Annotated in this window: 28 protein-coding genes; 16 read left to right on the plus strand and 12 right to left on the minus strand. The window is 68.3% G+C overall.

What is annotated here, in order from left to right; genetic code table 11:
• Window positions 1-302: 302 nt before the first annotated feature.
• From EAD98_RS31790 to EAD98_RS30980, 8 genes are all read right to left on the minus strand, one after another.
• Window positions 303-809: an Rv3654c family TadE-like protein gene (locus EAD98_RS31790; protein ID WP_255421231.1), complete on the minus strand. Its 507-nt coding sequence runs from the start codon at window positions 807-809 to the stop codon at window positions 303-305.
• Entirely contained in the window at window positions 806-1174 is a 369-nt protein-coding gene (locus EAD98_RS18550; RefSeq protein ID WP_121655322.1) for a TadE family type IV pilus minor pilin, read from the minus strand. Before EAD98_RS18550 ends, EAD98_RS31790 begins: the two co-directional genes overlap by 4 nt.
• On the minus strand, window positions 1171-1338 hold the full coding sequence (locus tag EAD98_RS18555) for a DUF4244 domain-containing protein (RefSeq protein ID WP_121655323.1): 168 nt from the start codon (window positions 1336-1338) through the stop codon (window positions 1171-1173). The genes EAD98_RS18550 and EAD98_RS18555 overlap by 4 nt, the downstream gene beginning before the upstream one ends.
• A gap of 21 nt (window positions 1339-1359) precedes the next feature.
• Window positions 1360-2040 (minus strand): type II secretion system F family protein, encoded by a 681-nt coding sequence (locus EAD98_RS18560; protein ID WP_121655324.1) that lies wholly within the window; start codon window positions 2038-2040, stop codon window positions 1360-1362.
• Window positions 2040-3251 (minus strand): hypothetical protein, encoded by a 1212-nt coding sequence (locus tag EAD98_RS31895; protein ID WP_368666162.1) that lies wholly within the window; start codon window positions 3249-3251, stop codon window positions 2040-2042. Before EAD98_RS31895 ends, EAD98_RS18560 begins: the two co-directional genes overlap by 1 nt.
• Entirely contained in the window at window positions 3248-4459 is a 1212-nt protein-coding gene (locus EAD98_RS18570; RefSeq protein ID WP_121655325.1) for a TadA family conjugal transfer-associated ATPase, read from the minus strand. Before EAD98_RS18570 ends, EAD98_RS31895 begins: the two co-directional genes overlap by 4 nt.
• The gene (gene ssd, locus EAD98_RS18575) at window positions 4456-5559 is read right to left on the minus strand and encodes a septum site-determining protein Ssd (protein WP_121655326.1); all 1104 of its coding nucleotides are present in this window, start codon (window positions 5557-5559) and stop codon (window positions 4456-4458) included. Before ssd ends, EAD98_RS18570 begins: the two co-directional genes overlap by 4 nt.
• Window positions 5560-5996: 437 nt before the next feature.
• On the minus strand, window positions 5997-6638 hold the full coding sequence (locus EAD98_RS30980; RefSeq protein ID WP_158609822.1) for a 2'-5' RNA ligase family protein: 642 nt from the start codon (window positions 6636-6638) through the stop codon (window positions 5997-5999).
• A gap of 451 nt (window positions 6639-7089) precedes the next feature.
• Between EAD98_RS30980 and EAD98_RS30720 the strand changes: the two genes are divergently transcribed.
• The 3 genes from EAD98_RS30720 (at window position 7090) to EAD98_RS18590 (ending at window position 9020) form a co-directional block, all read left to right on the plus strand.
• Window positions 7090-7440 (plus strand): hypothetical protein, encoded by a 351-nt coding sequence (locus EAD98_RS30720; protein ID WP_147457435.1) that lies wholly within the window; start codon window positions 7090-7092, stop codon window positions 7438-7440.
• Between the two features lie 190 nt (window positions 7441-7630).
• The gene (locus tag EAD98_RS18585) at window positions 7631-8806 is read left to right on the plus strand and encodes a low temperature requirement protein A (RefSeq protein ID WP_158609823.1); all 1176 of its coding nucleotides are present in this window, start codon (window positions 7631-7633) and stop codon (window positions 8804-8806) included.
• On the plus strand, window positions 8796-9020 hold the full coding sequence (locus tag EAD98_RS18590) for a hypothetical protein (RefSeq protein ID WP_121655329.1): 225 nt from the start codon (window positions 8796-8798) through the stop codon (window positions 9018-9020). The genes EAD98_RS18585 and EAD98_RS18590 overlap by 11 nt, the downstream gene beginning before the upstream one ends.
• 255 nt (window positions 9021-9275) lie before the next feature.
• On the opposite strand, the gene EAD98_RS30725 is transcribed toward EAD98_RS18590, so the two are convergent.
• Window positions 9276-9647: a hypothetical protein gene (locus tag EAD98_RS30725; protein ID WP_147457436.1), complete on the minus strand. Its 372-nt coding sequence runs from the start codon at window positions 9645-9647 to the stop codon at window positions 9276-9278.
• A gap of 1062 nt (window positions 9648-10709) precedes the next feature.
• Here EAD98_RS30725 and EAD98_RS30985 point away from each other — a divergent pair.
• From EAD98_RS30985 to EAD98_RS30730, 3 genes are read left to right on the plus strand one after another with little or no spacing between them, the layout of a single operon-like run.
• Complete coding sequence (locus tag EAD98_RS30985) at window positions 10710-11543, plus strand: hypothetical protein (RefSeq protein WP_158609824.1); 834 nt, start codon at window positions 10710-10712, stop codon at window positions 11541-11543.
• Between the two features lie 2 nt (window positions 11544-11545).
• Window positions 11546-12706, plus strand: a complete 1161-nt coding sequence (locus EAD98_RS18605) for a DUF262 domain-containing protein (protein ID WP_121655332.1) — start codon at window positions 11546-11548, stop codon at window positions 12704-12706.
• Complete coding sequence (locus tag EAD98_RS30730; protein ID WP_147457437.1) at window positions 12703-13434, plus strand: MAE_28990/MAE_18760 family HEPN-like nuclease; 732 nt, start codon at window positions 12703-12705, stop codon at window positions 13432-13434. Before EAD98_RS18605 ends, EAD98_RS30730 begins: the two co-directional genes overlap by 4 nt.
• Window positions 13435-13633: 199 nt before the next feature.
• Here the strand turns inward: EAD98_RS30730 and EAD98_RS18610 are convergent, their stop codons facing one another.
• The 3 genes from EAD98_RS18610 to EAD98_RS18620 all read right to left on the minus strand — a co-directional run bounded on the left by EAD98_RS18610 (window position 13634) and on the right by EAD98_RS18620 (window position 16495).
• Entirely contained in the window at window positions 13634-14023 is a 390-nt protein-coding gene (locus tag EAD98_RS18610) for a hypothetical protein (protein WP_121655333.1), read from the minus strand.
• Window positions 14024-14601: 578 nt separating this feature from the next.
• Window positions 14602-15153 (minus strand): NUDIX hydrolase, encoded by a 552-nt coding sequence (locus tag EAD98_RS18615; protein ID WP_233583879.1) that lies wholly within the window; start codon window positions 15151-15153, stop codon window positions 14602-14604.
• Between the two features lie 10 nt (window positions 15154-15163).
• Window positions 15164-16495 carry a hypothetical protein gene (locus EAD98_RS18620; RefSeq protein ID WP_147457438.1) on the minus strand — a complete coding sequence of 444 codons (1332 nt, stop codon included), beginning with the start codon at window positions 16493-16495 and terminating at the stop codon, window positions 15164-15166.
• Window positions 16496-16714: 219 nt separating this feature from the next.
• Here EAD98_RS18620 and EAD98_RS18625 point away from each other — a divergent pair, with 219 nt between their 5' ends.
• The 10 genes from EAD98_RS18625 to EAD98_RS18670 all read left to right on the plus strand — a co-directional run bounded on the left by EAD98_RS18625 (window position 16715) and on the right by EAD98_RS18670 (window position 23378).
• Entirely contained in the window at window positions 16715-17032 is a 318-nt protein-coding gene (locus EAD98_RS18625; protein WP_091077203.1) for a hypothetical protein, read from the plus strand.
• Window positions 17033-17331: 299 nt separating this feature from the next.
• A complete protein-coding gene (locus EAD98_RS18630) occupies window positions 17332-18222 on the plus strand; it encodes a hypothetical protein (RefSeq protein ID WP_121655335.1) in 891 nt (296 codons plus the stop codon).
• A gap of 81 nt (window positions 18223-18303) precedes the next feature.
• A complete protein-coding gene (locus EAD98_RS18635) occupies window positions 18304-19176 on the plus strand; it encodes an FtsK/SpoIIIE domain-containing protein (protein WP_121655336.1) in 873 nt (290 codons plus the stop codon).
• Window positions 19173-19382, plus strand: a complete 210-nt coding sequence (locus tag EAD98_RS18640; RefSeq protein ID WP_121655337.1) for a hypothetical protein — start codon at window positions 19173-19175, stop codon at window positions 19380-19382. The genes EAD98_RS18635 and EAD98_RS18640 overlap by 4 nt, the downstream gene beginning before the upstream one ends.
• A gap of 86 nt (window positions 19383-19468) precedes the next feature.
• Window positions 19469-19909, plus strand: coding sequence for a DUF6197 family protein (locus EAD98_RS18645; protein ID WP_121655338.1), 441 nt, complete (start codon window positions 19469-19471; stop codon window positions 19907-19909).
• Complete coding sequence (locus tag EAD98_RS18650; RefSeq protein ID WP_121655339.1) at window positions 19906-20208, plus strand: hypothetical protein; 303 nt, start codon at window positions 19906-19908, stop codon at window positions 20206-20208. The genes EAD98_RS18645 and EAD98_RS18650 overlap by 4 nt, the downstream gene beginning before the upstream one ends.
• Complete coding sequence (locus EAD98_RS18655) at window positions 20205-20609, plus strand: RRQRL motif-containing zinc-binding protein (protein WP_121655340.1); 405 nt, start codon at window positions 20205-20207, stop codon at window positions 20607-20609. The genes EAD98_RS18650 and EAD98_RS18655 overlap by 4 nt, the downstream gene beginning before the upstream one ends.
• Window positions 20609-21313 (plus strand): hypothetical protein, encoded by a 705-nt coding sequence (locus EAD98_RS18660; protein WP_121655341.1) that lies wholly within the window; start codon window positions 20609-20611, stop codon window positions 21311-21313. Before EAD98_RS18655 ends, EAD98_RS18660 begins: the two co-directional genes overlap by 1 nt.
• Window positions 21310-21579: a hypothetical protein gene (locus EAD98_RS18665; protein WP_121655342.1), complete on the plus strand. Its 270-nt coding sequence runs from the start codon at window positions 21310-21312 to the stop codon at window positions 21577-21579. Before EAD98_RS18660 ends, EAD98_RS18665 begins: the two co-directional genes overlap by 4 nt.
• Window positions 21579-23378 (plus strand): replication initiator, encoded by a 1800-nt coding sequence (locus EAD98_RS18670; protein ID WP_121655343.1) that lies wholly within the window; start codon window positions 21579-21581, stop codon window positions 23376-23378. The genes EAD98_RS18665 and EAD98_RS18670 overlap by 1 nt, the downstream gene beginning before the upstream one ends.

A 23378-nucleotide genomic window follows, 5' to 3' on the forward strand; every position in this document is an offset into this window, starting at 1 on the left:
CCGCTGCCCGCTGCCCGCAGCCGGCTGCCAGTGGCCGGCTGCGGGCCGCCGGCTGCGGGCAGCGGGCAGCGGGCAGCGGGCAGCGGGCAGCGGGCAGCGGGCAGCGGGCAGCCTTGCCGGCTGGCGGTTCTGCGGCCGGCTGCCAGTGTTCGGCGGTCGCTTTGGCGTTGATGTCGTAGACGGATCGCGGCTGATGTCGTCAGCGATTCAGCTCCACAGTGTCTTGTCGGACCGCACCTGCGGAGCCCGATCCAGTGCGGGGGCGAGCCAGGCCCTGGTCGGTTGACGGGCGCGAGCACCTTTCATCCGCGTACCGGCCCCGCCCGGGCCGTCGACGCCACGACTCGGGTCAGGCCGGGCAGTGGTGTGACCGCCACCTCGACGGTCACCAGCACATCCAGCCCGTCGGTACGGCAGTCGACCAACCGGCCACCGTTGCGACCGGCGATGTCCGCGGCGAACGTGCACGCCGCCGCGTCGCCGTCGATCGCTCTGGCCGCCCCGGCCAGCGCACCCAAATCGGCCGCCACCGCCGCCCGTTGCGCCGCCATTCCTGCTGCGGCGACGGCCGCGCCGAACGTCCCCGCCAGTACGAAGACCAGACCCATCGCGAGCAGGAGCACGGTCGCCCCACCTCGTTCAGGATCCGTCCGCGCGGCGTCCGGCTTCTCCCCGTGCGGCCACTCGGTCTTCGGCCACTCGGTCTTCGGCCACTCAGTCTTCGGCCGCCCGGTCTCCGGTTGCTCGTGGCGGAGCTGTGCCTGGCCGGTCCTGCTCTGCTGCTCCGGCATGCCTGGGCTCAGGTTCATCGGCTCACGTCCGTGGTCCCAGGTTCCACGGCCGCGATGGCGGTGGCGACCACCGTGATCCGGGGGAGGCGGCGGCCCAACGCGCGTACGGGTGCCCGCACCGTCGCCTGCGCCCGGTCGCCGTCGATCGACACCGTCACCTCGGCCCCCGGCGGTGCCGAGCGCGGGCCGTCGGCGCTGCCGTCCGCGCCCCGGGCGACAGCCAGCGCCGCCTCCCGGGCCGCGTGCAGACAGCTCGCCCGGGTGGTGACCGCGTTGACGGCGGTCAGGCCGGTGAGCAGGAGCAGAAGCAGCGCCGGCAGGCCGGCCGCCAGTTCGGCGGTGAAGGAACCCCGATCGCGGCCGGTCTGCCGGCGCCCGATCACTTGAGCGCCCGGTCGATGACGGCGGTCAGCGCCGACTGGACGTTGCCGGAGGTCAACACCTTCAACAGGATCCCGGCGAAGGCGACCGCGGCGAGGGTGCCGACGGCGTACTCCGCGGTGTTCATCCCGTCGTCGCCGCGCAGGCGGGCGGTGAGTTTGCGCATGGCCTTTCCTTTCTCGATGGGTCAGAGCACGTCGCCGAGGACGGCGACGATCACCGGCACCAGGCCGGCGAGAATGAACGCCGGGAGGAAGCAGAGCCCCAACGGCAGGACGATGAGCACGCCGGCCCGGCGGGCCGACGCCTCGGCTGCGGTGGCCCGGTCGGCGCGCAGGTCGTCAGCGAGCCGGGTCAGCGCACCGGCCAGGGCGGCCCCACTGTTGGCCGAGCGGAACGCGGCCGCGGTCAGTCGCTCGGCGCCCGGCACCCCGTGCAGCGCGGACCAGGCCTCCGCCGGGCCACCGCCGAGCAGCAGCGTGCGGCCGACCCGGGCCAGCCGGCTGGCGAGCGGGCCGTCCAACGCCTCGGCGACGGCCAGCACCGAGCGGTCCACCGGGGCGCCGGCCCGCATCGCCGCGGCCAGCAGGTCGGCGGCGAGGGGCAGGTCGGCGGCCTCTCGAAGTCGTCGCTTGCGCAGGGCCGGCGCCTCGATCCGTCGCAGCAGCAGGTCCAGCAGGAACGCGGTCGGGACCGCACCAAGCAGCCCGAACCAGCCTCCGACGACGACGGCCACGGCGAGCCCGCCCAGACCTGCGGCGAGCCGGATCGCGTCCGGCCGTCGCCGGCCTTTCGCTGCGCCCGCTCCCGGACTGACCGTGGAGCCGGTCCGCGCCCTCCACCGGGCGTCCGCCACCGCCCGGGACATCAGCCGGCCCGCCCCGGCGTCGCACCCAGCCGCTCGGCCCAGAGGAGACCGACGACCTGCAGGACGACCGCGAGAACGGCGCAGACCCCGCCGACCGTGCTGTGCAGGAGCACCGCCACGGGATCCACACCGATCCCGTAACCGAGCCCGATCCCGCCGATCGGCAGGGCCGCGAGCAACCACGCGGTGGCCCGCGCTCCGGCCGCCTGTGCCGCGGCGGCGGACAGCCCTCGGTCGGTCGCCCGCGCGTCCGCCTCGATCCGCTCGACGAGTTCCGCCAACGGCGCACCGGTACGGTCCGCCAGCCGCACGGCCGCCGACGTCAGCTGGGCGAGTCGGTCCGGCCCTTCCGTTCCGGTGGCGATCTCGATGGCCGGCGGAACGGGCAGGCCCGCCCTGAGATCCGCCGCGAGACCGCAGAGCTGGTCCAACCCGCGCCGCCGGATCCGCTCGCCATGCCGGTTCGCCCGCCGGCGCAGCAGCGCACGCATCGCCAGCGCGCCGTAGCCGCCCACCGCGACGGCGGCGACCGGACCGGCGGACGCGGCACCGACACCGGCCCCTATCAGGCCGACCAGCAGCAGCATTCGTGCAGGCGATCGCGGGAAACGCATCGACATGCCCGGGGCCCGCTTCCCGCCGGACCCGTCAACGGTCGGGGCCATCGGGTCAACGGCCCCGCGACCTTTGACGGTCGCCACGGTGGGCGCGTCAACCCGACCCACCACGCCCTCTTCGAGCGGTGGCGCGGAGGTGGACGTGGCGGCGCGCCGTTCGGCGTCCGGCGCGATGGCCACCGCCCGGGCGGTGCCGGCCGGACCGCGGGGGTCACGCCGAGTCGGCGGACGTGCCGGACCCGCGGGTCGCGTGGGCCCCACCGACCCGCCCACCCCTCTGGGCCAGGGCTGACCGGCGTTGGCGTCCCGGGTGGACCAGCCGACCAGCGTCCGCCCGCTGCCGAAGCTCGGGGCCGCGGGCGGCTGGTGGCCCGACGAGGGAAGAACGCCGAACCCGTCGGCCGGAACGTCCAGCCCACGACCGAGGTCGCGGATCCAGTCCACCAACGCGTCGTCCGGATCAGGATGCGTGTTGTCACGAACCGTCGGCGTCAGCACCCGCCGGCGGCGGGCCCGGATGCTCTGCACCGGCCAGGCCACCAGGGCCGCGGCCGCCAGCAGCAGCGCCGCCACCAGCACCGTCCCGCTGGTCATGCCGGGCCCGCCGATCCGGGCCACGGCTCGCTGAGGATCGGCGGCGCCGCCACGCCGCGGTCCCGCAACAGCGCGGCCAGCGCACGGGCGGCGAGCCCGAGCCCTCGACCGCGGACCCAGGCGGGCACCACGGAGACCACCCGGTCGGGCCCCTCCGGGAGCAGCAGGCAGATCGACTCCAGGACCCGTCCTCGGTCACCACGTCGTACCTGAAGCAGCACCTGCAACGCCGCCACCACCTGGGCGTGCAGCGCGGCGCGGGGCAGCCCACCCAGCATGCCGAGCGCCTCCAACCGGGCCGGTACGTCCGATGGCGTGTTGGCGTGCAGGGTGCCGGCGCCCCCGTCATGGCCCGTGTTCAGCGCGGCCAGCAGGTCGACCACCTCACCGCCCCGGCACTCCCCGACCACCAGCCGGTCCGGGCGCATCCGCAGCGCCTGCCGGACCAGATCGCCGAGGCTGACCACTCCCGTTCCCTCGACGTTGGCGGTACGCGCCTGGAGCCCCACCACGTGCGGATGCCCCGGACGCAACTCGGAGGCGTCCTCCACCAGCACGATCCGTTCGGTGGCCGGGACCAACCCGAGCAACGTGTTGAGCAGCGTCGTCTTGCCCGATCCGGTGCCGCCGGTGACCAGGTACGCCAGCCGGGCCGCCACAACGGCCGCGAGCAGTGGCGCCACCGGTCGCGGCACGGTGCCCTGGCGCACCAGCTCGTCAAGGGTGAACGGGCGGTGCCGGAAGGTCCGCAGGGACAGGTAGGGGCCCTCGGTCGCCACCGGGGGCAGAACGGCGTGCAGTCGAGTGCCGTCCGAGAGCCGCGCGTCCGCGTACGGGGAGCCGTCGTCGAGCCGCCGTCCAGCGCTGGAGATCAGTCGCTGCGCCAACCGGCGGACATCCTCCACCGAGCCCACCGGCACCGCGACCTGGTGCAATCCCGTCCCGCGGTCGACCCAGACCCGGGTGCCGTTGACCAGCACATCGGTCACGTCCGAGTCGGCCAGCAGCGACGCCAGTGGCCCGGCGCCGACAAGGTCGTCATGGACCCGGTCGGCGATCCGCAGCACTGCGGTATCACCGAGCACCGCGGTGGTGGGCTCGGCCCGCACCGCGGAGACGATGGCCGCCGGGGTGACCGGAGTGGTGTCGGCGGCGATCCGTTGCCGCACCCGGGCAGCGAGAGTGCGGTCCTCCGGCCGGCCGGTCATGCCGCACCCGTCGCGGGCACGCCGGTCAGGTCGGCGACGATCCGCTGGCAGAGCGTGGCGAGCGGTCCCTTGCCGGCGGCGGCCGGCGCCTCGCCCCTTTCCAGGCCCCGGCAGAGCCCCGGCTCAGGACGCAGCGTGCCGGCGAGGGGAAGGCCGAGTGCCCGCGCCACCTCCGTCGCCCGCAGGTGGCCCGGTGCGGGACCGCGCACCACCACCGAGAGCGCGGCACAGTGCGGAACGGCGGCAGCCACCACCCGCGCGGCGGCCGCCGTGGCGCGCAGCTCCGCCGGGACGACGACGAACGCCTGATCGGCCGCCTGCAACGCGATCACGGCCGCGTCGTCCAGTTGCCGAGGGAGGTCGACGACGACGAAGTCCCGGCCGCGCCGGGCAGCGTCGACGGTGGCCGCCATCGCCGCTGCGGGCAGGGCCAGCAGGTCGCCGCGATCCCAGGAGAGCACCACCAGGTCGCCCCGGCTGGGCAGGGCCCGGACCAGCGCCGGGGCGTCGACGCGCCCGTCCGCACCGGTGAGCGACGGCCAGCGCAGCCCGTCCAGCTGCTCCCAGCCGAGCACGAGGTCGAGGCCGCCGCCGAGCGGGTCGGCGTCGACGAGCAGGGTACGCAGCCGCGCCCGGGCGGCGGTGACGGCGAGCCCGCCGGCGAGCACACTCGCCCCGGCGCCGCCCCGCCCACCGAGCAGCGCGACGATCCGGGCGCCGGAGCCGTCCGGCCGCTCCGGGCCCTGCTCGGCGAACCGATCCACCAGCCACGGCTCCGCGGCGGGCAGCGTGGCGACATGCTCGGCGCCGACCAGCTCGGCGATCTGCCAGCCGGGGTCGAGCTGGCCGGTCCGGCCGACCAGCACCAGCCCGGGTCGCTGCGGCAGCCGGGCTCGCAGGCACGGCTGCGCCTGGTCGGCGCCGAGCAGCACCAGCGGTGCGGGTAGCCAACGGGTGCGGGCGGCGGCCGGGTCGGCGGCGAGCTCCACCTCGGTGCCGCCGGCGGCGGCGAGCCGGAGCAGGTCGTCGAGCAGGTCACCGTCCCCCGTGACGATCAGCGGTAGTCGACGGATCGGCGGAACGGAGGTACGGGGCGGCATCGCGGCCTCCAGCGGTCGGGCTCGGGTGTGTCGCCGACCCTGCTCGGGATCCGCCCCGCAAACCGCCCCGGTCACGCTGCCTGTGGATAACTCCGCGGGCTGTGGACAACGCCCGACGCGCCAGTTGATCTGCTACGTGCGTGGCCTCTCCGGCCGACGCTCCGCCTCCACGGAGTGCGCCCGGGGGTGTTGGGTGACACGCCCGCCCAGCTGCGCGTTCAACCGGGTCCTGTGACTCAGGCTTGGGCGGTGGCGGCGGGCATGGGCAACAGCCCGCTGTCGTCTTCTACGGCCTCGCGCTCGGAGTGGCAGCCTCGCTGTTCAACGGAATTTGGGCGTACGCCCGTCGTGACCATCGGCTGCTGGGAACCAGCCTCGATGCCGCCGGCGCGAGGGCCGTCAGCCCTGCCGGGCCGGCGTTGAACATCCGTCGTTGCTCAGCGCCCGATGCGCACCCGCTCCGACCGGGTCCACTCGTACATCCGGTGATCACGGTGAAATTCAAGGATACCCACGTGGTCGAGGCGCACCACGACAGGCTCAGCCGCAACCTGCTCCAACGCCGCTGCGATGGGTTCGGCTGGCTGGGCCGCGTTCGAGTAAGCGACGCTCACATGGGGTCGAAAACTCTGGCGCGGCGTCAACTCCGCGTTGTCCTCGCCGAGAACCTGACCGAGCACCTCCCGCACCGCCTCACGCACCGCCGCGATGGGGGCCGGTGGATCGGCCCGAAGGTAGACAGCCTCCGCACGAACGACGGGCCGGTGGAACGTGACGACCGGCGCGGAGAGCCCGGCGAGCCGCTCTCGGATTTCATGGCTCAGCCGTGTGACCTGTTCGTCGGTCAGGTCGTCGAGGAAGCCGATCCCCTGCATCGTCAGGTGAAGCCAGGTGGAGGGGATGAGGTCGAGGCCGGGAAACGTTCGTAGCGCCTCCTGGTAGCTCCGCACCAGCTCCGCCAGCTCGGCATGGTCCCCGACGGCGAAATGGCAGGCGTAGAAGTGACGGCCCACCTGCCAGCCGGGCCGCCACCACCAGTGGTCCTGCATCTGGTCGACATGCTCGATCGGAGCGGGCATCTTCTTCCCACCTGTGTCCGAGAGGTCCTCGGTGACCTCGGGTTGCTGCGTTACCGCGCCTCTGACCACGCTCCCACGGGAACGGGACGACCCCCGTCGGGAGGATGCGGTCTCAAGGTATCGGCTCGTGTCAGCCCGTGGCGGAACTCGTCGACCAGCAGGGGCGAGGCCTCGTCGGTTGACGTTCCGGACCAACGCGCGTTGAGGCTTGCGCTGCCTCCGCGCTGCCTCGGGCTGCCGGCGCCTCTTCCTTTCAAATTCCGGGCTGCTGGGTCCGCTGACGTCCCATCCGAGGTCAGCCGGATCGCCGCAATCGCTTCCGGCGACACCTAGTCGCGGAGGTCGGCGACAAAGCCGTCCAGTTGTCGACATCTATGCGGCACCGCGTCGTCATGATCTGCGCCATGGGACGTGCTGACAGCAGGCGTTAGGCGATTGGAGCAGAGCCGGCATGACGTCAAACGGCGGCGGCTTTCCTTGGGAACTACTGCTAGCCGCCTGCTCTACCCTCGCGGCGACCCTACTTGGCGCCGTGGTCGGTGGCATCATTTCGAAGCAGTCCTACCGTCATCAGTGGCGTTTAGAGGAGCAAACACAAGCTTGTACGGCTCTGCTGCGTGAGGCCTCGGTGGTCTATATGGCCCTGTCGGGCGCAAGTAGAGCAGATCTGCCGAGCAACTTTGGCGGCAAACCCTTGTTGGATTTCCGGCCATGGAACCAGGCGCTCAATTTACTGAACCGCCCGGATTGCGCACGATCAAAGATCCGCCAGCGCTTGCCGCTTCCTGTTGCGCACCGATGAGCACGCTGAGGGCCATCGAGTCCATAACCGCTCCAGGCGGTGCGTCGACGACGGAGACCGCCCGAACCGTTGGGGACGTCTCGGCTGTGGACCATTGGTGGACTGGCACCATGTTAGGCGTCCTGGTCCGTATTTGCCGGATGAGTAGGAAGATACGTCTATGGGGCGTATCTTGGGGATTCGGCGACCGGTGCCGATTGGCGAGGCCCAGCGCACCACCCCGTTTGAGGTCTTCTTCGACCTGGTGTTCGCGTTCGCCTTCATCCGCGTGGCCACGTTCATGGCAGGGTCGCCGACGCCGCTCGTCCTGGTGCAGGGCCTGGTGTTCCTGATGCTGCTGTGGTGGCCCTTCACTACCTTCGCCTGGCTGGCCAACCAGGTCCGCGCCGACGTGGGCCTGGTCCGCGCCGGGCTGGTAGTGGTGATGGCCGCAATGTTCGTGGCCGGCTTGGTCATCCCGTACGCGTGGGGGCACGACAGGTGGACGGTGTCCGAAGCGCTGACGGTGGCGGTGGCGTACATCGTGATCCGGGCCGCGTTTTACCTACTCAATTGGCACGTGGCCGTCGTTAACCCGCGAATCCCGGCGCCCGGCTTCCGCTATGCCATCCCGATCGCGGGGGGCTGGATTCCGCTGCTGCTCGGGGCGCTGCTCGGCGGCGCCACACAAACACTGTTGTGGGCTGCAGCGTTCCTCATCGACTGCCTCGGTACCGCGTGCGCCTCGGCGTTCAGCAGAGACCGATTTCAGTTGCGCAGTGCTAGCCACCTGTGCGACCGGCATGGCCTGTTACTGATTATCGCCCTGGGCGAGTCGCTGATCGCGGTGGGCGCTGGCGCCGGATCGGCGGTCACCCACTGGCCGGTCCTGATCGCCGCACTGCTCGCCGTGGCCATTGCCACGACCCTGTGGTGGCTGTACTTCGAGAACGCCGCCGCACCGGCCGGACAGGCCCTGGCGCGCCTTCCCGAACACGACCGCGTCCGGCCTGCCATCAGCGCCTACAGCCTGGCCCACTTCCCGCTCATCGCCGGGATCATCTACCTGGCCCTGGGCATTGAACTCGTCCTCGAGCACCTGGCCCACCCGTCGCAGCATCCTGCCGGGGCGCCGCTGGATTGGACCCCCGTAGCAGCCCTGTTCGGCGGCCCGGTCGTCTACCTCATCGGCCGGGGCCTGTTCCTCCGTTTCACCGTCGGACACAGCCCACGCGCCCAAATCGTCGCGGCCGGCATCATGCTCGCACTGCTTCCCGTCGCCCGGAGCCTGCCCGCCCTCGGCGCCTTCGGTGTGATCACCGCTCTCCTCGCCGCCCTCGTCTGCTACGAGCGCATCATGTGGCAGCCGACCGCAGGTGCCAGATGACTACTCACCCACACCCCATACCGACCCGACATTCGCCGACAGCCGGGAGGACTTCCTCGGCCGGCTGCTGCCCGCCGTCCCACCCCGCCACCGGGCCATCGTCTCCACCGCCGCCGGGGCCGGGCTGCGCGGCAGGGCTGCGCGGCGCAGCACCCGGGCCGGCAGCTGGGGTGAGTGCCCAGGACTGACGTGGTCGTCGGACGAAGACCTGTGAGCTGCGGTGGCGCGCTCCCACCAGAAAGGGACGACCCCCGTCGGGGGGATGCGGTCTCAAGCTGTCGGTTGCTGCCAGCCGGTGGCAGTCGGCGTCGGCGAGCAGATGGCGAGCATCATCGGTCACGGTTAGGGACCAACCCGCCCCGATGCTCGTGCTGCCTTCTTGCTGCCTCGCCGCCGGATGTCTCGCTCTACAAGCTCTGCGCATCGCGCCCGTACGTGTCCGGAGACAGCCCCGACCTGTTCCTGGCAGTCAACTGGCCATTCGGATCGGCGCGGCCACCAGCACGGCGCAGACGATGATGGCCAGCAGGATCCGCAGTTTGCGTAGGCCGCGCCACCACGGCACCAGCCAGAGCAACAGCCACACCGCGGCGGAGATGACCGCATGCTCACCCAACATGCCGAGGGTGACTTCCTCGCAGCGGTTGTCACCGAGGGCCGACTCGCAGAGCGCCGGTGTCCGGTCGAAGGCACCCCCGACCAGCACGACAATCCCCAAAGCGGCAGCGACCACCGGAGCGACGACGAGCGTGGTCAGCGGCGTCAGCAGCCACCCGGCAAGATCACGCCGCCGATCCAACCGGCCAGCGCGAGCCAACGCGGGTGGACGGGCCTCCGGCATGACGAGCAAGCTACCTGACTATGTGTGCCAACGGTGTACCCGTCGGTGCCGCGTAGACTGCGCACCGCCAGGGAGGGCTTCTCGCTGCCTCGCTGCCTGACGCCTCGCTTACAAGCTCTGTGCGTCGCGTCCGCGCGCGTCCGGGAACGGCTGCACGCTCGGAGCTTCGTCCATGCCTGCGCTTGTCAGCATGCTGTCGTACGGCGCGGTTGCTGTCAGCGTTGCTGTCGACAGCCATCCCGCAGGCGACACAGGCTGACCCCGCCGGGGGGAGCCTGGTCGCGGTAGTCGGCCAGAGTCAGCAAGTGTCGTCCTATGCGCCCACGCATCGCGACCTTGCCGATTCTTCCACCCGTCATCGTCGCGTAGCGGCCCGCTTGCTGACTCAGTGCTGACCCCGCCTGACGATGCGGCCCGAGCTTGCCGCCTGGGCCTAGCCGTAATCCGCCCCGTCTGGGTTCGCGTCCAAGGTCACACCAAAGGTGGCTGGCACTCGGGCGGCTGCTAGTCTCTTCGACTTGCGGCACCCACAGGCAGGGGCCCTCTCGCTCTGGTGCTGGTGGTTGACCTTTGCACTAGGGTGGTGCGTACTCAGGGGTTGGCCAGAGCATGGGCGGGGAGACCGGGGTGACGGGTAGCAGGGCCGGTCAACCTTTCCACTCACCGCCGCTGCCCACTCTGCACGTTAGCTCGATCAGTGGCCCGAAGCGGTCGCCGAAGCGGCCGAGGGAAGAGACCGCCGGACTGGCCGACGTCTTCCCTTACTATGCCGGCTTCTCCTTCGACTGGGCGCGGGACCAGCTGCTGTCGACGGCGCCCGACGAATCCGCAATCGTCCTCGATCCTTGGAACGGCAGCGGCACGACCACGTTAGCGGCAGCTTCGAACGGCAACAGATCAGTTGGCGTCGACCTAAACCCTGTGGCGAGCCTGGTGTCCAGCCTCCGAAGCCAGGTTGCTGCCTCCTCTACGGCCTTCGACCCCCCGGCGAACCGTCCAGGAGCACCCCTCCCGAGCGAAGACCCCCTCCTCGCTTGGCTAAGCCCATCCACTACCCGGCGTGTGCGTGATTGGACGAGCGGCTTACGCGGCTGCTCGAAGCCGGTTTTTACACTGGGCTATGTCTCCTTGTTCCGGGTCATCCGCAGCTTGACCACCAGCTTCGAAGGCAGTAATCCGACCTGGGTCAAGCGAGCGGAATCGGTCGATGACGCCGTTCACATCGAGGACGGGCAACTGGACGCCCTTTTGGTTGCTGATCAGAAACATGTGCTTGGACGCCTGGCACCTGATGGGGACGAAAGGTCATGGAGCTCCCTAATCACCGCTTCGGCTAATCGGCTACCCATAGCCGACGATTCGATCGACGTAATCCTTACGTCACCTCCGTATCTCACCCGCATCGATTATGCAGTAGCTTACGCTCGGGAACTGGCAATTTTGGGCGTTGATATCGCCAAGGACCGAACACTGCGATCAGGCTTAATGGGAACAACTCTAATTAGGCCCACCCGCACCTCCGTCGATTCTGACTACGGCTCGCTGGCGCTCAATCTCGTCAACCAAGTCTCCCAACACAAGAGCAAGGCCTCGGCTGGCTACTACCTGAAGCAGGTTCGGCAGTACCTAGACGATTTGGCCTCAAGCTTCGATGAAATTTCACGGGTGGCGAAGAGTAGCGCTACTTTGACCCTCGTCGTACAAGACTCATACTACAAGGACATCCACATTCGCCTCGCCGATATCTGCATCGAAGAAGCGGAGTCGCGAGGGTGGAAGCTGGAGTCTGCCGACCCGAAGGAAGTTAGACATCTACTCACCGCGGTAAACACGGCAGCACGGAAATACGCAAAAGGCAGAGTTGACGAGACGGTAGTTATCCTCAAGAAGGGCTGACTATGGCTAGGCGTAAAACCACCCAGGCCGTGCTTGTGGACCCAGACGAGCTTATTACGTCAGTAGACGCAAAGGTCAACTCTGTACGAACGCAAAGCATTGATTTCTCGTTCAACGAGCTTGCAGATATGTACCAGGCCGATGAACTAATTATCGATCCTGAGTTTCAGCGCATGTTTCGCTGGCCTGAGGGTTCCCAAGCACGGTTCATTGAGTCGTTGCTACTGGAACTCCCCGTGCCACCGATCTTCCTTATCGAGCGGGAGGATCGTGTTTACGAGCTCATCGACGGCCTCCAGCGAATTTCGTCTTATCTGCATTTCCGTGGGCAGCTCAAGGTTGCCGGCGAGCTCCAGGACCCCCTCGTTCTCGCCGACTGCGACATCGTCAAGGAATTGAACGGCCTGACCTACGCCGACCTTCCTAGAGCCCTTGAAATCAAGCTGAAGCGAAGCTACATCCGTGCTGAAATTCTCCGGAAGGAAAGTGACCGGCGTCTCCGCTATTACATGTTCAAGAGACTGAACACGGGCGGGGAAATCCTTGAAGCACAGGAGGTGCGTAATGCCACCATCCGCCTCCTCTCCAACGAGTTCAACAGCTTTCTCTCTGCGCTGAGCAAAGACGAGAACTTCGCCTATTGCGTTGACACTATTTCTGATAACCAGAAGCTGCAGAAGTTCGACCAGGAGTTAGTACTGAGGTTCTTCTCGTACAAGAATGACGGGAACCGGTACAGGCACGACGTCGCCAACTTCTTGACTGACTACATGGAAGCCGTTTCGGACCCCACGAGTGACACCGCATTCGATTACGATGCCGAGCGCAGCATTTTCGAGAGGACTTTCCGAGCCCTTCGCATGATCTCTGCTCACCTCGGAATCAACTCGAAGATTTTTGGCACCGTTGACCCGCGCTACCCGGAGCCTAAGAGCCAGTTCTCCGTCTATCACTACGAAGGACTTGTGCTCGGCCTTCAGCCGGTTCTTGATCGTATTGACCTGGAGAATGCTGGCCAGATCGACCGTCTCGGCACAGCCGTGATGAAGGGGAAGTTCGACCGAGAGTTCCTCAAGCATTGCGGTGGAGGAAAAAACTCCCGCAATGAACTGAACGCGAGAATCAACTACTTTGCGAAGGCCTTCAAGGCGGCAGTCAGTTGAAACTCTCTGACCTGAGACTTGAGCTAGAAGAGGACCTATCTTGGCGTCTTGACGAGCTCCGGCACCTACGCAACGAACTCCTGGCCGGATCCGATCCAGAATCATGGCCGGTTTCTGCTCTGCGGGCCATCTTGGTTATGCAGTACGCGCATCTCGAAGGGTTCGCGAGGCAAGCGTTTGGCTTGTATATAGATGCAATCAATGCCAAGGGCTTAAAAGCAAGCGAACTTAAGCCCCATCTTTTTGCATCGGCCTGCATATCCGAGTTTGAAGCGTTGAGAACTGGGGCGACTGGGCAATCAGACGAACGGTCGGCCGAGGAGGGTATTCTGACACGACGGGCGGTTAGGCAAGTTGACTTCATTCAGAAGATAAGGGCGCTGAACGAAACCCCCGTTACCATTGATCCCCAAGCGGCCGCCTCCATGGAGATGAACTTCGGGACGGACGTGCTACGCCGAACCCTGTACCGGCTCGGTATCCCCGAGTCCGAGGTGAGTCGGAGCTACTTCCATTCCCTCGAGTTCGTTAGACGGACGCGGAATGACATTGCACACGGGAGCCGACGCTCACGGATCGATGTTCGGCTTTTCGATCGTCACAGGAGGAAGTGTGAACAGTTCATGGACGACCTCGCGAGGCTGATCACGTCAGCGGTTAGCCGTGAGTGGTTCCGACCTGTGGCCATGCAAGCGATTCCTGAGCCTCGGACGCCAAGCAACAACTGACGCCGCCCCGCCATCCCGATCCTCCTATGGGATGTCAAGCTCCGTCGGCCGCCGTCTCGCCGGCGGAGCCTGACCCCTTCGTCCCGAAGGAACGATCATGCCGGTGTTACCTGCAACAACACGACGCCTGAGCTGGCGTACTGGTCCGCCGTTGTTCCCTACAGTCCGCCGCCGTCCGTCCCGGTCGTCACCCGGTTAGTCACCCTGCCGATGGCAGCGAAGAGGGGGGCGGAGCCGAAACCGGTACGGGAGTGACGGCGTCGATGCCCGAGGGGTCCGGCTTCGGACGAAGCTCGCCGGTCATGCAGCTCTTGACGTACGACTCCTTAACCTGGTCACGCCAAGTGTCTGTGACGATCCCTCCGTCCCGGTCCGTCGGAGGCTTGGCTTGAAGGAGATCGAAGCCGATCGTGCAGGCATCCTTTGATGGCTCGGTCTTCTGCTCTTGAAGCTTCGACCGGTAGTCGATCCCCTTCTGGGAAACCTCGTCCAGGTACTTCATGCGTTCCTCGTACGAGGCGGCGGAGCAGCCTGCCACGCCAAGAGCCAGGGCAACGAGGGGCAGCGTGACAACCTTTCGCAGTTTCATGGGCGCAGAGTGTAGCGTCAATAGACGGAACCTACTGCGACCTGCTACCCATCCCGTCTGCCGCCGACCCGCCCTCTGGGGAGTGGGCCGCCGCCCGGTCCGCCACGTCAAGACGGCCTTGACGCACCTACGGACGCTGGCGGGCCGGGTGGTGGTCTGCTCGGCTCGCCCGGGTCGTCCGCTGGCGGGATGGCCCTGCGCAACCACCCACGGACAGCGACCCGCCGACGGACCCCCGGCCATCTCGGAGTCGTTGCGCCCCCGCCGGAGGCGCGGTAACCGCGACCGATCCGCCGCGCGACCCGCCGCGCGTGCCCTTCCCTGCGCCGCGCCGATCGGGCGCGGCCCGGCCGGCTGCCGGCCCACGAACCTCAACCACTCTCGCCGCTACCGTCTGCGGCGGCCCCGGGCTTCCCGCTCTCCGCGCCAGCCGCCGGGCGTTCTGCGTGGCCGGAGTCGGAGCGCCAGCGGAGCGACGGACGCGCGCCCAGGCGGCGGCGCTTGCGGCCCGTCTCGGGCCGCCTTGAAGACGTACAGAAACTTTGAACCACTTCGCCGGCGGCCGGCCGCCCCCTTGGCTACTGGGTCCGGCCGAACTCGGCGTAGTGCGGATGGGCATCGTCGAGTGCGTCGAGTGCGACTCGCACCCTGCGTGCCATGGACGGCCGGAGAAGCGGCACCGCGTCGTCGTAGGCCAGGAACCGGAGACCTTTGAGTTCGTCGTCGGTCGGCTTGAGGGCAGTTGCCTGGTCCTGGTCGAGCTGCCCGCCGTCAAAGATGAACATGATGCCGTCGGGCCAGACGCCGTGAGCCGGAATCCAGTCGACGACCAGTAGCCGGCTGACAGGCAGGTCGAGACCGATCTCCTCGCGGATTTCCCGGCGACACGCGGCCAGCGGTGATTCACCGGCGTCGGCCACGCCTCCCGGGATGTCGAGGAATGGCTTGTAACCCGGCACGACGAACAGCACCCTGCCAGCGGGATCACGGATCAGGGCGCCGCCAGCGACCCGCTTGCGGGGCAGCCGCCCGGCAATGCCTGGGTTGAACTCGCGTTCCGGCTCGCCCTCAGCAAGGAGATCCTCGGCCAACGTCACGGCCTTACCGTACTGAACTCCGAGCAGGGTCACCTCATGCACCTCAGCTGGCCAGGAGCAGATCGGCGCGCCGCTGAAAGTCCCTGACAACGGCTTGTCGCTCGTGCGGTGCGAGCTGCTTCCGAAGCTGTGTCAGATGCTCTCGGGATCGATGAGACGTCAGTCCGGTGGCCGATTCAACTGCCGTCGTGGCGAAGGCTGTTGACTGCTCGATGTCCCCGTCCAGGAGTGCCACGCGAGCCAGCTGGACGGCACCGTAAACGCGGCGTCGGGCTTGGTCCCTCGTGTTGTCCCAGACCAGTTGCAGCATGGGCCGCGCTTCCTTAGCCTTGCCGAGCTCGACCCAGCACGTGCCCGCATGGCTGGCGAACAGCACATCGCCCCAGTGCCTGCTCCACTCCGGGCCTTCTTCAGGGACGACCCGGTGGAAGCTCTGCTCTGCGCGAAGCAGCGCCGCGGTGCAGCCTGCTTCGTCGCCTTGGGCGGCAAAGGCTCGTGCTTCGAAGATGCATGCTTCGGTAACCGCGACCGGCGTACCCGCCCGAGTGCTCGTGTCCCGAGCTACCTGGGCAAGTCGGAGTGCCTGGTCGGGTCGGCGAAGGTACAGGGCCTGGTCAGCCATGCTGGTCAGTACGTAGGCAGCATAGGCCTGGTCGCCAGCAGCCTCCGCAAAACGTAGCGCCTGAATGAAATACCGCTGCGCCAAAGAGTGCCGTGACGTGTCGTAGGCCATCCATCCAATCAACTCACAAAGCACTGCGGTCCCGCTGAACAGTTCCCGCTCAATAGCTGACGGCTTCGCCGCATGAACCTTCGGAATGACGCGGTCTCGCAGATATCGCACTGCCATCATTCGGCAATGCTCGCCGCCAAATTTCCGGTCAAGCCCGTCAAACGTGCTAGTCATCGCTCGAACTTCGTCTACATCCTGTGGAGAGACTGAACCGCCGCGCGTCGGGAGGTCCGCCACAGAAGCACCAAAGAGCCAGTCGAGGCATGCTGCGTTCAGCGCGTCCGGCACGTATTTGCCAAGGGTCACGGCAGTGTGTTTCATGTCGTCGAACCGCGTCAAATCGTCGAGGGTTGACGCGGCCTGACTTAGCGAGGCGCTGTAGGTGAGGCCGATGTCAGAGCGGACTCGGTCCGTCCCGCCGCTGAGCCCTAGCTCGGCAGCGTCCTGCGCGTATGCCTCGCACAACAGCGAGCGGTACGGGTCAGACGCGTCTCGTTCGCCGCTCTCCCACGCCGAGATCATGCGTAGCAGGCTGGCCCGTGTCGCCAGTGCATGCCGCCCCTGCGCCAGCCGCTCCAGTTCGTAGGCCAGCCGCGCTTTCGACCAACCCTTGTCTTGTCGCGCTTGCCGTAGCGGCGTCATGAACCATCCCCGATCAATACGCAGACACAATTCGCCCGACCCACCATGCCCTATTTATCGCATCGAATGCAAGGGGTGCGTCACCCCTAGTCACTACCAGCCATCCCTCGCCGTGCGCGTCCTGCCTCGCCACCTACCCGGTCAGTCCGGCATGCGTTTTTCTTGATGCACGGGTGAGAGACACCCGGGGCACCCAAGCCCTCTGCCAAAGGAGCAGACATGAAGCTGTACGTGGACACCCAGAGCAAGCAGGTCCAGGTGACGAAGGACCCGGAGCCGAAGAACGACCAGAACGGCAATCAGCGGTCGGAGAAGAACACTGGCCGGCTCATGTGGTCGACCCAGGTCTTCGTGCTCGACGAGACTGGCGGCGAGATCATCACCATCACCACGGCGGGTGAGAAGCCGGGCGTGACGGTGGGACAGCTCGTCGCGGTCGAGCAGTTGGAGGCCATTCCGTGGGCGACCAACGGGCGCAACGGCGTCGCGTTCCGTGCGATCTCGCTGAAGCCGAAGGCTGGTTCGGCGGCCAAGTAGGTCCCTCGCTCACCGCACTGTGTGAGCCCTGGTGTCTGACGCACGAAGCGGCCTGATGGTCTGCTGATCTGAGATCCAAGGTCCGGGAATGGTTCCGACTCCTACATTCCCGACTCCTACATTCCCGGCTCGTCACCACGAACGGTGGTGGCAACCCCCGCAAGAGCTGGCGCGGGGTCGGTCCGACTCCTACATCTGCCGACCCCGTGCCCTCCAACTCATCCACCCCAATGTGCTTGGGAGGACTCGTCGTGTCCAAGTCTAGCCCCCGCCGGTTCGCCGGCAGGTCAACCGGAACGGTGACGGTCATCGAGGCCAAGGTCCACCGTTCCTCCGCACGTAACGCCAAGATGGCGTTCATCCTGACGGCGGTCATCGTCGGCCTTCTGTCGGCCGTGGTGGCCGCTTCTTACTGGCACCCCATCGTGTCCCTGTTCATCGGCGCGCTGATCGGCGTTCCGACCGGCGGGCTCGTCTGGGTGCTCGTCAGGATCTGGCCGGTGATCCGGCTGCTGTGGTGGTGGAGCCTCGAAACGCTTCTCGCGGTTCTGCTGCTCACCGCGTGGGTGCAGTTGGCCAACCACACCCCGACCCTGGTGACCTTGCTCGTGGTCGCCCTGGTCGTCGGCGTACCCGCCGCCATCCGCCCGGTTCGCCGCCAGGTCATCGCCTGGGCTTGGTGCCTCGTGGTGCGGCATCGGCTGCGGGTGTGCTTCGCACAGTTCATCATCGCCAACCAGTCCGGCAGCCTGCCGCTGATCCTCTGGGCACGCCCCACCCCGGTCGGCGAGCGGGTCTGGGTCTACCTACGCCCTGGTCTGTCCGCCAAGGACCTGGAAGGCCGCCTCGACAAGATCGCGGTCACCTGTCACGCCTCGACCGTGCTCATTGAGCGCGCTTCGGAGAACAACGCCGCCTACCTGCGGTTCGACATCAAACGCCGTGAGGTGCTGACCGCTCACGTCGGTTCTCCGCTGGTCGACGTGATCGACCCGGCCGCCCCCGTCTCGGCATCGCCGCTGACGGTGCCCACCGCCCTGGACCTGCCGGACGTCGACGCTCCGACGATCACCCTCCCGACCCAGGGCAAGCCGGCCACGAAGAAGCCGGCCACGACCGCCAACGGCAGCAAGCCCGCGGCTTCGTCTGCGTCGCCGGTGCCGGACGACGACACCTCCGACTGGATCTGACCGACACCCAACCCGGACGCGAGGAGCCATTGCGGCTCGTTCGTGTGGCTCCTCGCGCCCACAACGCCCAGGAGGGCAGTCATGACCACCACGATTCCCACCACTGCTGATGCGGTGCCGGTGGGTCCTGGCCTGTCGATGTTCGACCCGATCTTCATCGGGATCGACGAGTTCGGCCAACCCGTCTACCTGGACGTCATCTACCGCAACCTGCTCACCGCAGGCGAACCCGGCGGCGGTAAGTCCGGCCTGATCAACAACATCTGCGGCCACGCCGCCCTGTGCGACAACACCCGCCTCGTGCTCTTCGACGCCAAACTCGTCGAACTCGGCCCCTGGCGCGACCTCGCCGACGCGTTCATCGGCCCCGACATCGACCAGGGCATCGACGTGCTACGCCGCCTCCTGGTCGTGGCCACCAACCGCTACGCCTGGCTGCTTGCCAACCGGCGCCGCAAGCTCGCCGACGGCGACGGCATGTCCGTCATCGTCACCATCATCGACGAACTCGCCATGTTCTCCACCGTGCTCGGCACCAAGCAGCAACAGGAGGAGTTCTCCACCCTCCTGCGCGGGCTCGTCTCCCTCGGCCGGGCCTGCGGCATGCCCGTCGTCGCCGCGACTCAGCGCCCGTCGTGGGACATCATCCCCGCCTCGTTGCGGGACCTGTTCGGCTACCGGGCCGCGTTCCGCTGCACCTCGCTGAACAGCTCGAACATCATCCTCGGTCAGGGCTGGGCCGAGCAGGGCTACACCGCCTCCGACATCTCCCCGACCAACCAGGGCGCGGCCTACCTCCTGGCCGAAGGCGGCGTTCCCCGCCGCATCAAGGCCGCCTACCTCACCGACACCGACATCTACAACATCGCCGACTACGCCGCCTGGACCCGCCGCCCCACCAGCGGCACCAGCGCTCCGGCGGTCAACCCCACCGAGTGGGAGATGGCGGCATGACCACCCGCGAACGCACCTACGCCCGTGCCAACAACCAGCGGGCCGCGCAGTTCACCGAGCTGTGGATCACCGGCAGCCCCGAGGACATCGCCGCCATGGTCCAGGCCGTCGCCCGCAGCGGCCGACTGGTTTACGTCTCCGCGCCCACGCAGATGCCGGGTGACGACAACCGGCATCGCCGCTACCTGCGGCTACGCGCCCGATAACCGGCCGACAGGACCAGACGACCGCCTGCCAGCAGAGCTGGTCCTGCCGACCACCAACCAACAACCCCCGAAAGGACGTGGTTGCCATGAAGGCTACCCAAAACCCACCCACCGGAGTCCAGGTCACACCCGCTGACCTGCTGCGGATGGCTGCCCTCTACCTGCGCCGGCACGGCTGGCACCAGGGCACCTACTACGCCAAGAACCCCGACACCCTCACCCCGCCGGCCTGCGCCGCCGGAGCCATCGGCATCGCCTGCGCCGGCCACCGCGTCGAGCACTTCTCCCAGCTCGACCTCGACGCCCTCGCCGACTACCTCGCCGCCCTCGGCGTGTTCGTCGACTACCTCGACACCACCGCCCCCGTGTTCTTCATCGACGAGGACGGCTACCTCCTCGACGAGCACACCTCCCCCTACTCGTGGAATGACGACCCGGCCCGCACCGCCGAGCAGGTCATCACCGCCCTTGAGGCGGCTGCCACCGAGTGGGACTCCCTCCGCACCGCCGGAGGTGAGAACGCATGAGCACCGTCAAGGCGTCCTTGACGCCATCCGTCCACCGGCAGAAGCGCCGGGACGTCGTCGAGAACGACCAGTTTGCCGGCTTCGCTCGGCGCATCATCCGCGCCCACGGCCGCCGTGTCGCCACCGGAGACGTCGAAGCCCTCCGCGACCTGGTCGCCCTCTCGTCGGTCATCGACGACGCGATCGGTGACGCCGTGATAGGCCTGCGGGCCTTCGGCTACTCCTGGGCCGAAATCGGCTCCCGCCTCGGCATCTCCCGCCAAGCCGCCCAGCAGCGCTGGGGCGGTGACAAGCCATGACCGACCTGCGCAGCGTCAACCTCGACAACCTGGCCGAGCGCACCGGTATCCGGGTCGAGTTCTACGACCCGCTCGGCACCCGCTACGGGTTCCCCACCTTCCCCTACCACTGCGCCCCGGACGGCCTGGCGACCCTGCGGCAGCTCCGCGCCGCCGGCCTGCGCCCCGGAGGACATGACCCGGTCGCCCAGATTTATTGGCGACACCGCACCAACCGCCGGGTCGCCTACCTCTACCGAGCTGACCTCGCCAAGGCGAAGCGCACCGCCACGCCCGCACAGCGGGAGGCCATCACCAAAGCGCTGCTCGCTCGCCGGACCTGTCGGACCTGCGGGCAGGTCAAGCCCTACTACATCCCTCGCCGCTACGGCTGCTGCCTCGACTGCCACGGAGGCCACTAATGCCCACCACCGCGCCGGCCAGCGCCGGTACCCGCTTGGAGGGCCTGGTCCTGGTCCTCATCCTCATTGTCGTCGGCGGCTCCGCCGGGGCCGCCTCGTTCACCCACGTTCACGACTGGACCATGGCCAACAGCCCGGCTCAGACGCCCGGCTGGTTCGGTTGGGCCAACGCCGTCATCTCAGAACTCGTCCCCATCGCCGCACTGCTCACCATCCGCCGACGCCGCCGCACCGGCGCTCCCATCGGCTACCCGATGGTTCTGCTCATCGCCGCCGCCGGCCTGTCCCTGGCCGCACAGTTGGCGGTCGCGAAGCCCGGCCCGTCCGGGTGGCTCCTGTCCGCGGTTCCCGCGCTGGCGTTCATGGCCCTGGTCAAACTGGTCCTCGCCCCCGCGGCTGCTGCGCAGTCCATGATGGCTCCCTCTGAGCCGGCGCAGCCGATTCGCGTTCAGGTGGCCGAGCAGGTCACCACCGAGCCGGCACCACCGGCAGCCATCACCCCGGCACCAGCGCCGGAACCCGTCGCCGTGCCGGCCTCGGAGCCGGTCGACGTCCCTGCCCATCTGCTGCCCACTGCCCGCTTCGCGGCCGTGCAGCACGAACAAGCCACCGGAGCACCCATCACCCCCGCCGAGCTGGCCGACCGGCTCGACGTCACCCCGGCCGTCGCCGGGAAGCTCCTGACCACCATCGGTGTCCGATGACCATCTATCTGGTCGACATCGAGCAGGTCACCCACACCTGCCCGGCCTGGCCGGACGAGCCGCACCCCTACGACACCCGACGCAGCGTCATCGACGTCATCCCCGGCGGACCTTGCCGGACACCAGTCACCATCCGCTGCGGCAACGTGACCACCACCATCGCGTGCCGCAGGCACGAACCGGCCAAGCGCCAGTGCGGCGCCTGCCGGGCCATCGTCACCGAACGCACCATCACCACCCGCCACCTCACCGAGGTACGCGGCTGATGGCATCGACGCTGGACCTCACACCCCGTGCCTCGGCCCGGGGTGTGGGCTCGAACGCCGACACCATCCCCGTCTACGACTACACCGCCGAAGGCTCCGCTTTCCACCGCGCCACCCGGCCCGACTACTTCGGGTGGCTGGAACACGTCCGCGCCGCAGCCGGCTGCACCCGCCCGATTCGCCTCGCCGGCAGCCTTCTGACTGTCGAGCAGGGCACGGGCCGTGTGTTGGAGCAGCGGCACACCGACGCGATGCCCGACGCTGCGATCTACACCGCCTGCGGCAACCGCCGCGCCACCGTCTGCCCCGCCTGCGCCCACACCTACCAACGCGACGCCTACCAGGTCCTGCGCGCCGGCCTCATCGGCGGCAAGGGCGTCCCGGAGACGGTCGCGTCGCATCCGGCGGTGTTCGCCACGTTCACCGCGCCGTCCTTCGGCACCGTGCACACCCGGGCGGTCAAGCGGCACACCTGCGGCAACCGCCGCCGCTGCGACTGCCGGCCCGAGCCCTGCCACGCCCGCCGCGACACCGGCCTCTGCGAACACGGCCGACCGGCCGTCTGCTGGGCGCGACACGAGGCCGGGGATCAGGTGCTCGGGCAGCCGTTGTGCCTGGACTGCTACGACCACACCCACCAAGTCGTGTGGAACCTGTTCTCCGGCGAACTGTGGCACCGCACCAAGCAAACCGCGGAACGGTGGCTGGCGAAGCTGGCCCGCCGCCGGGGCATTCCCCGCGTCGAGGTCGTCACCGCCTCCGGCAACATCCGCAAGGTCCCGCCGGTTCGGCTGTCGCACGGGAAGGTGGCCGAGTTTCAGGCACGCGGGGCAGTGCACTTCCACGCCCTGGTGCGCCTCGACGGCGTCCACCCCACCGACCCGACCGCCGTCATCCCACCACCGGCCGCGTTCACCGTCGCGGACCTCGACAACGCGATCCGGGCCGCCGTCGAGCAGGTCGCCTTCACCACCCCGAACCACCCCGACCAGCCGGGCGGCTGGCCTATCGCTTGGGGTGACCCGGGCAAGGGCCTGGACATCCGACCCATCAGCTTGACCGGCGACGGTGAGGTCACCGACAGCATGGTCGCCGGCTACCTTGCCAAGTACGCCACCAAAAGCACCGAGGTAACCGGGCACCGCTCCACCCGTCTCGACCGGGACAGCATCGGCGACTACGCCGACCCCGACGGCGACCACACCGCCCGCCTCATCGACGCGTGCTGGCGCACCGGCCGACCCACCGGGACACCAGTGCCGCTGTCTCAGCGGCCCCGTGACCACCGGCCCACACCCGGCTACGTGAAGCGCTGGGAGTGCCCCGACTGCGGCACCCACACCCGATACGCCGCCTGCCCCGTCTGCATCGCCGCGCGTCAAGCCGCCCTTGACACCCAACCGGCCAGCAGACCACAGGCCACCAATCCCTACGCCCGGCTACGCCGGTGGGCGCACATGCTCGGCTTCGGCGGCCACTTCCTCACCAAAGCCCGCCGCTACTCCGTCACCTTCCAACTCCTACGCGACACCCGCGTCAACTTCCGACGCCACGAGCACCAGGACTACGCCGACCAGGGGCCTGGCACCCTCCGCGCCGTCGACCACCTCGACGAAGACGACACCACGCTCATCGTCGGCACCCTCACCTTCGCCGGCGTCGGCTGGCACACCACCGGAGACGCACTCCTCGCCAACACCGCCGCCGCCATGGCCCGCGAACGACGAACCACCGGCCACGAAGAACTCGCCCACGAACTCGGCACCACCCCAGCCGACACCGCGCCGGCTGCTGCTTGA

Source organism: Micromonospora sp. CV4, from assembly GCF_003667455.1.
Lineage (GTDB): Bacteria > Actinomycetota > Actinomycetes > Mycobacteriales > Micromonosporaceae > Micromonospora.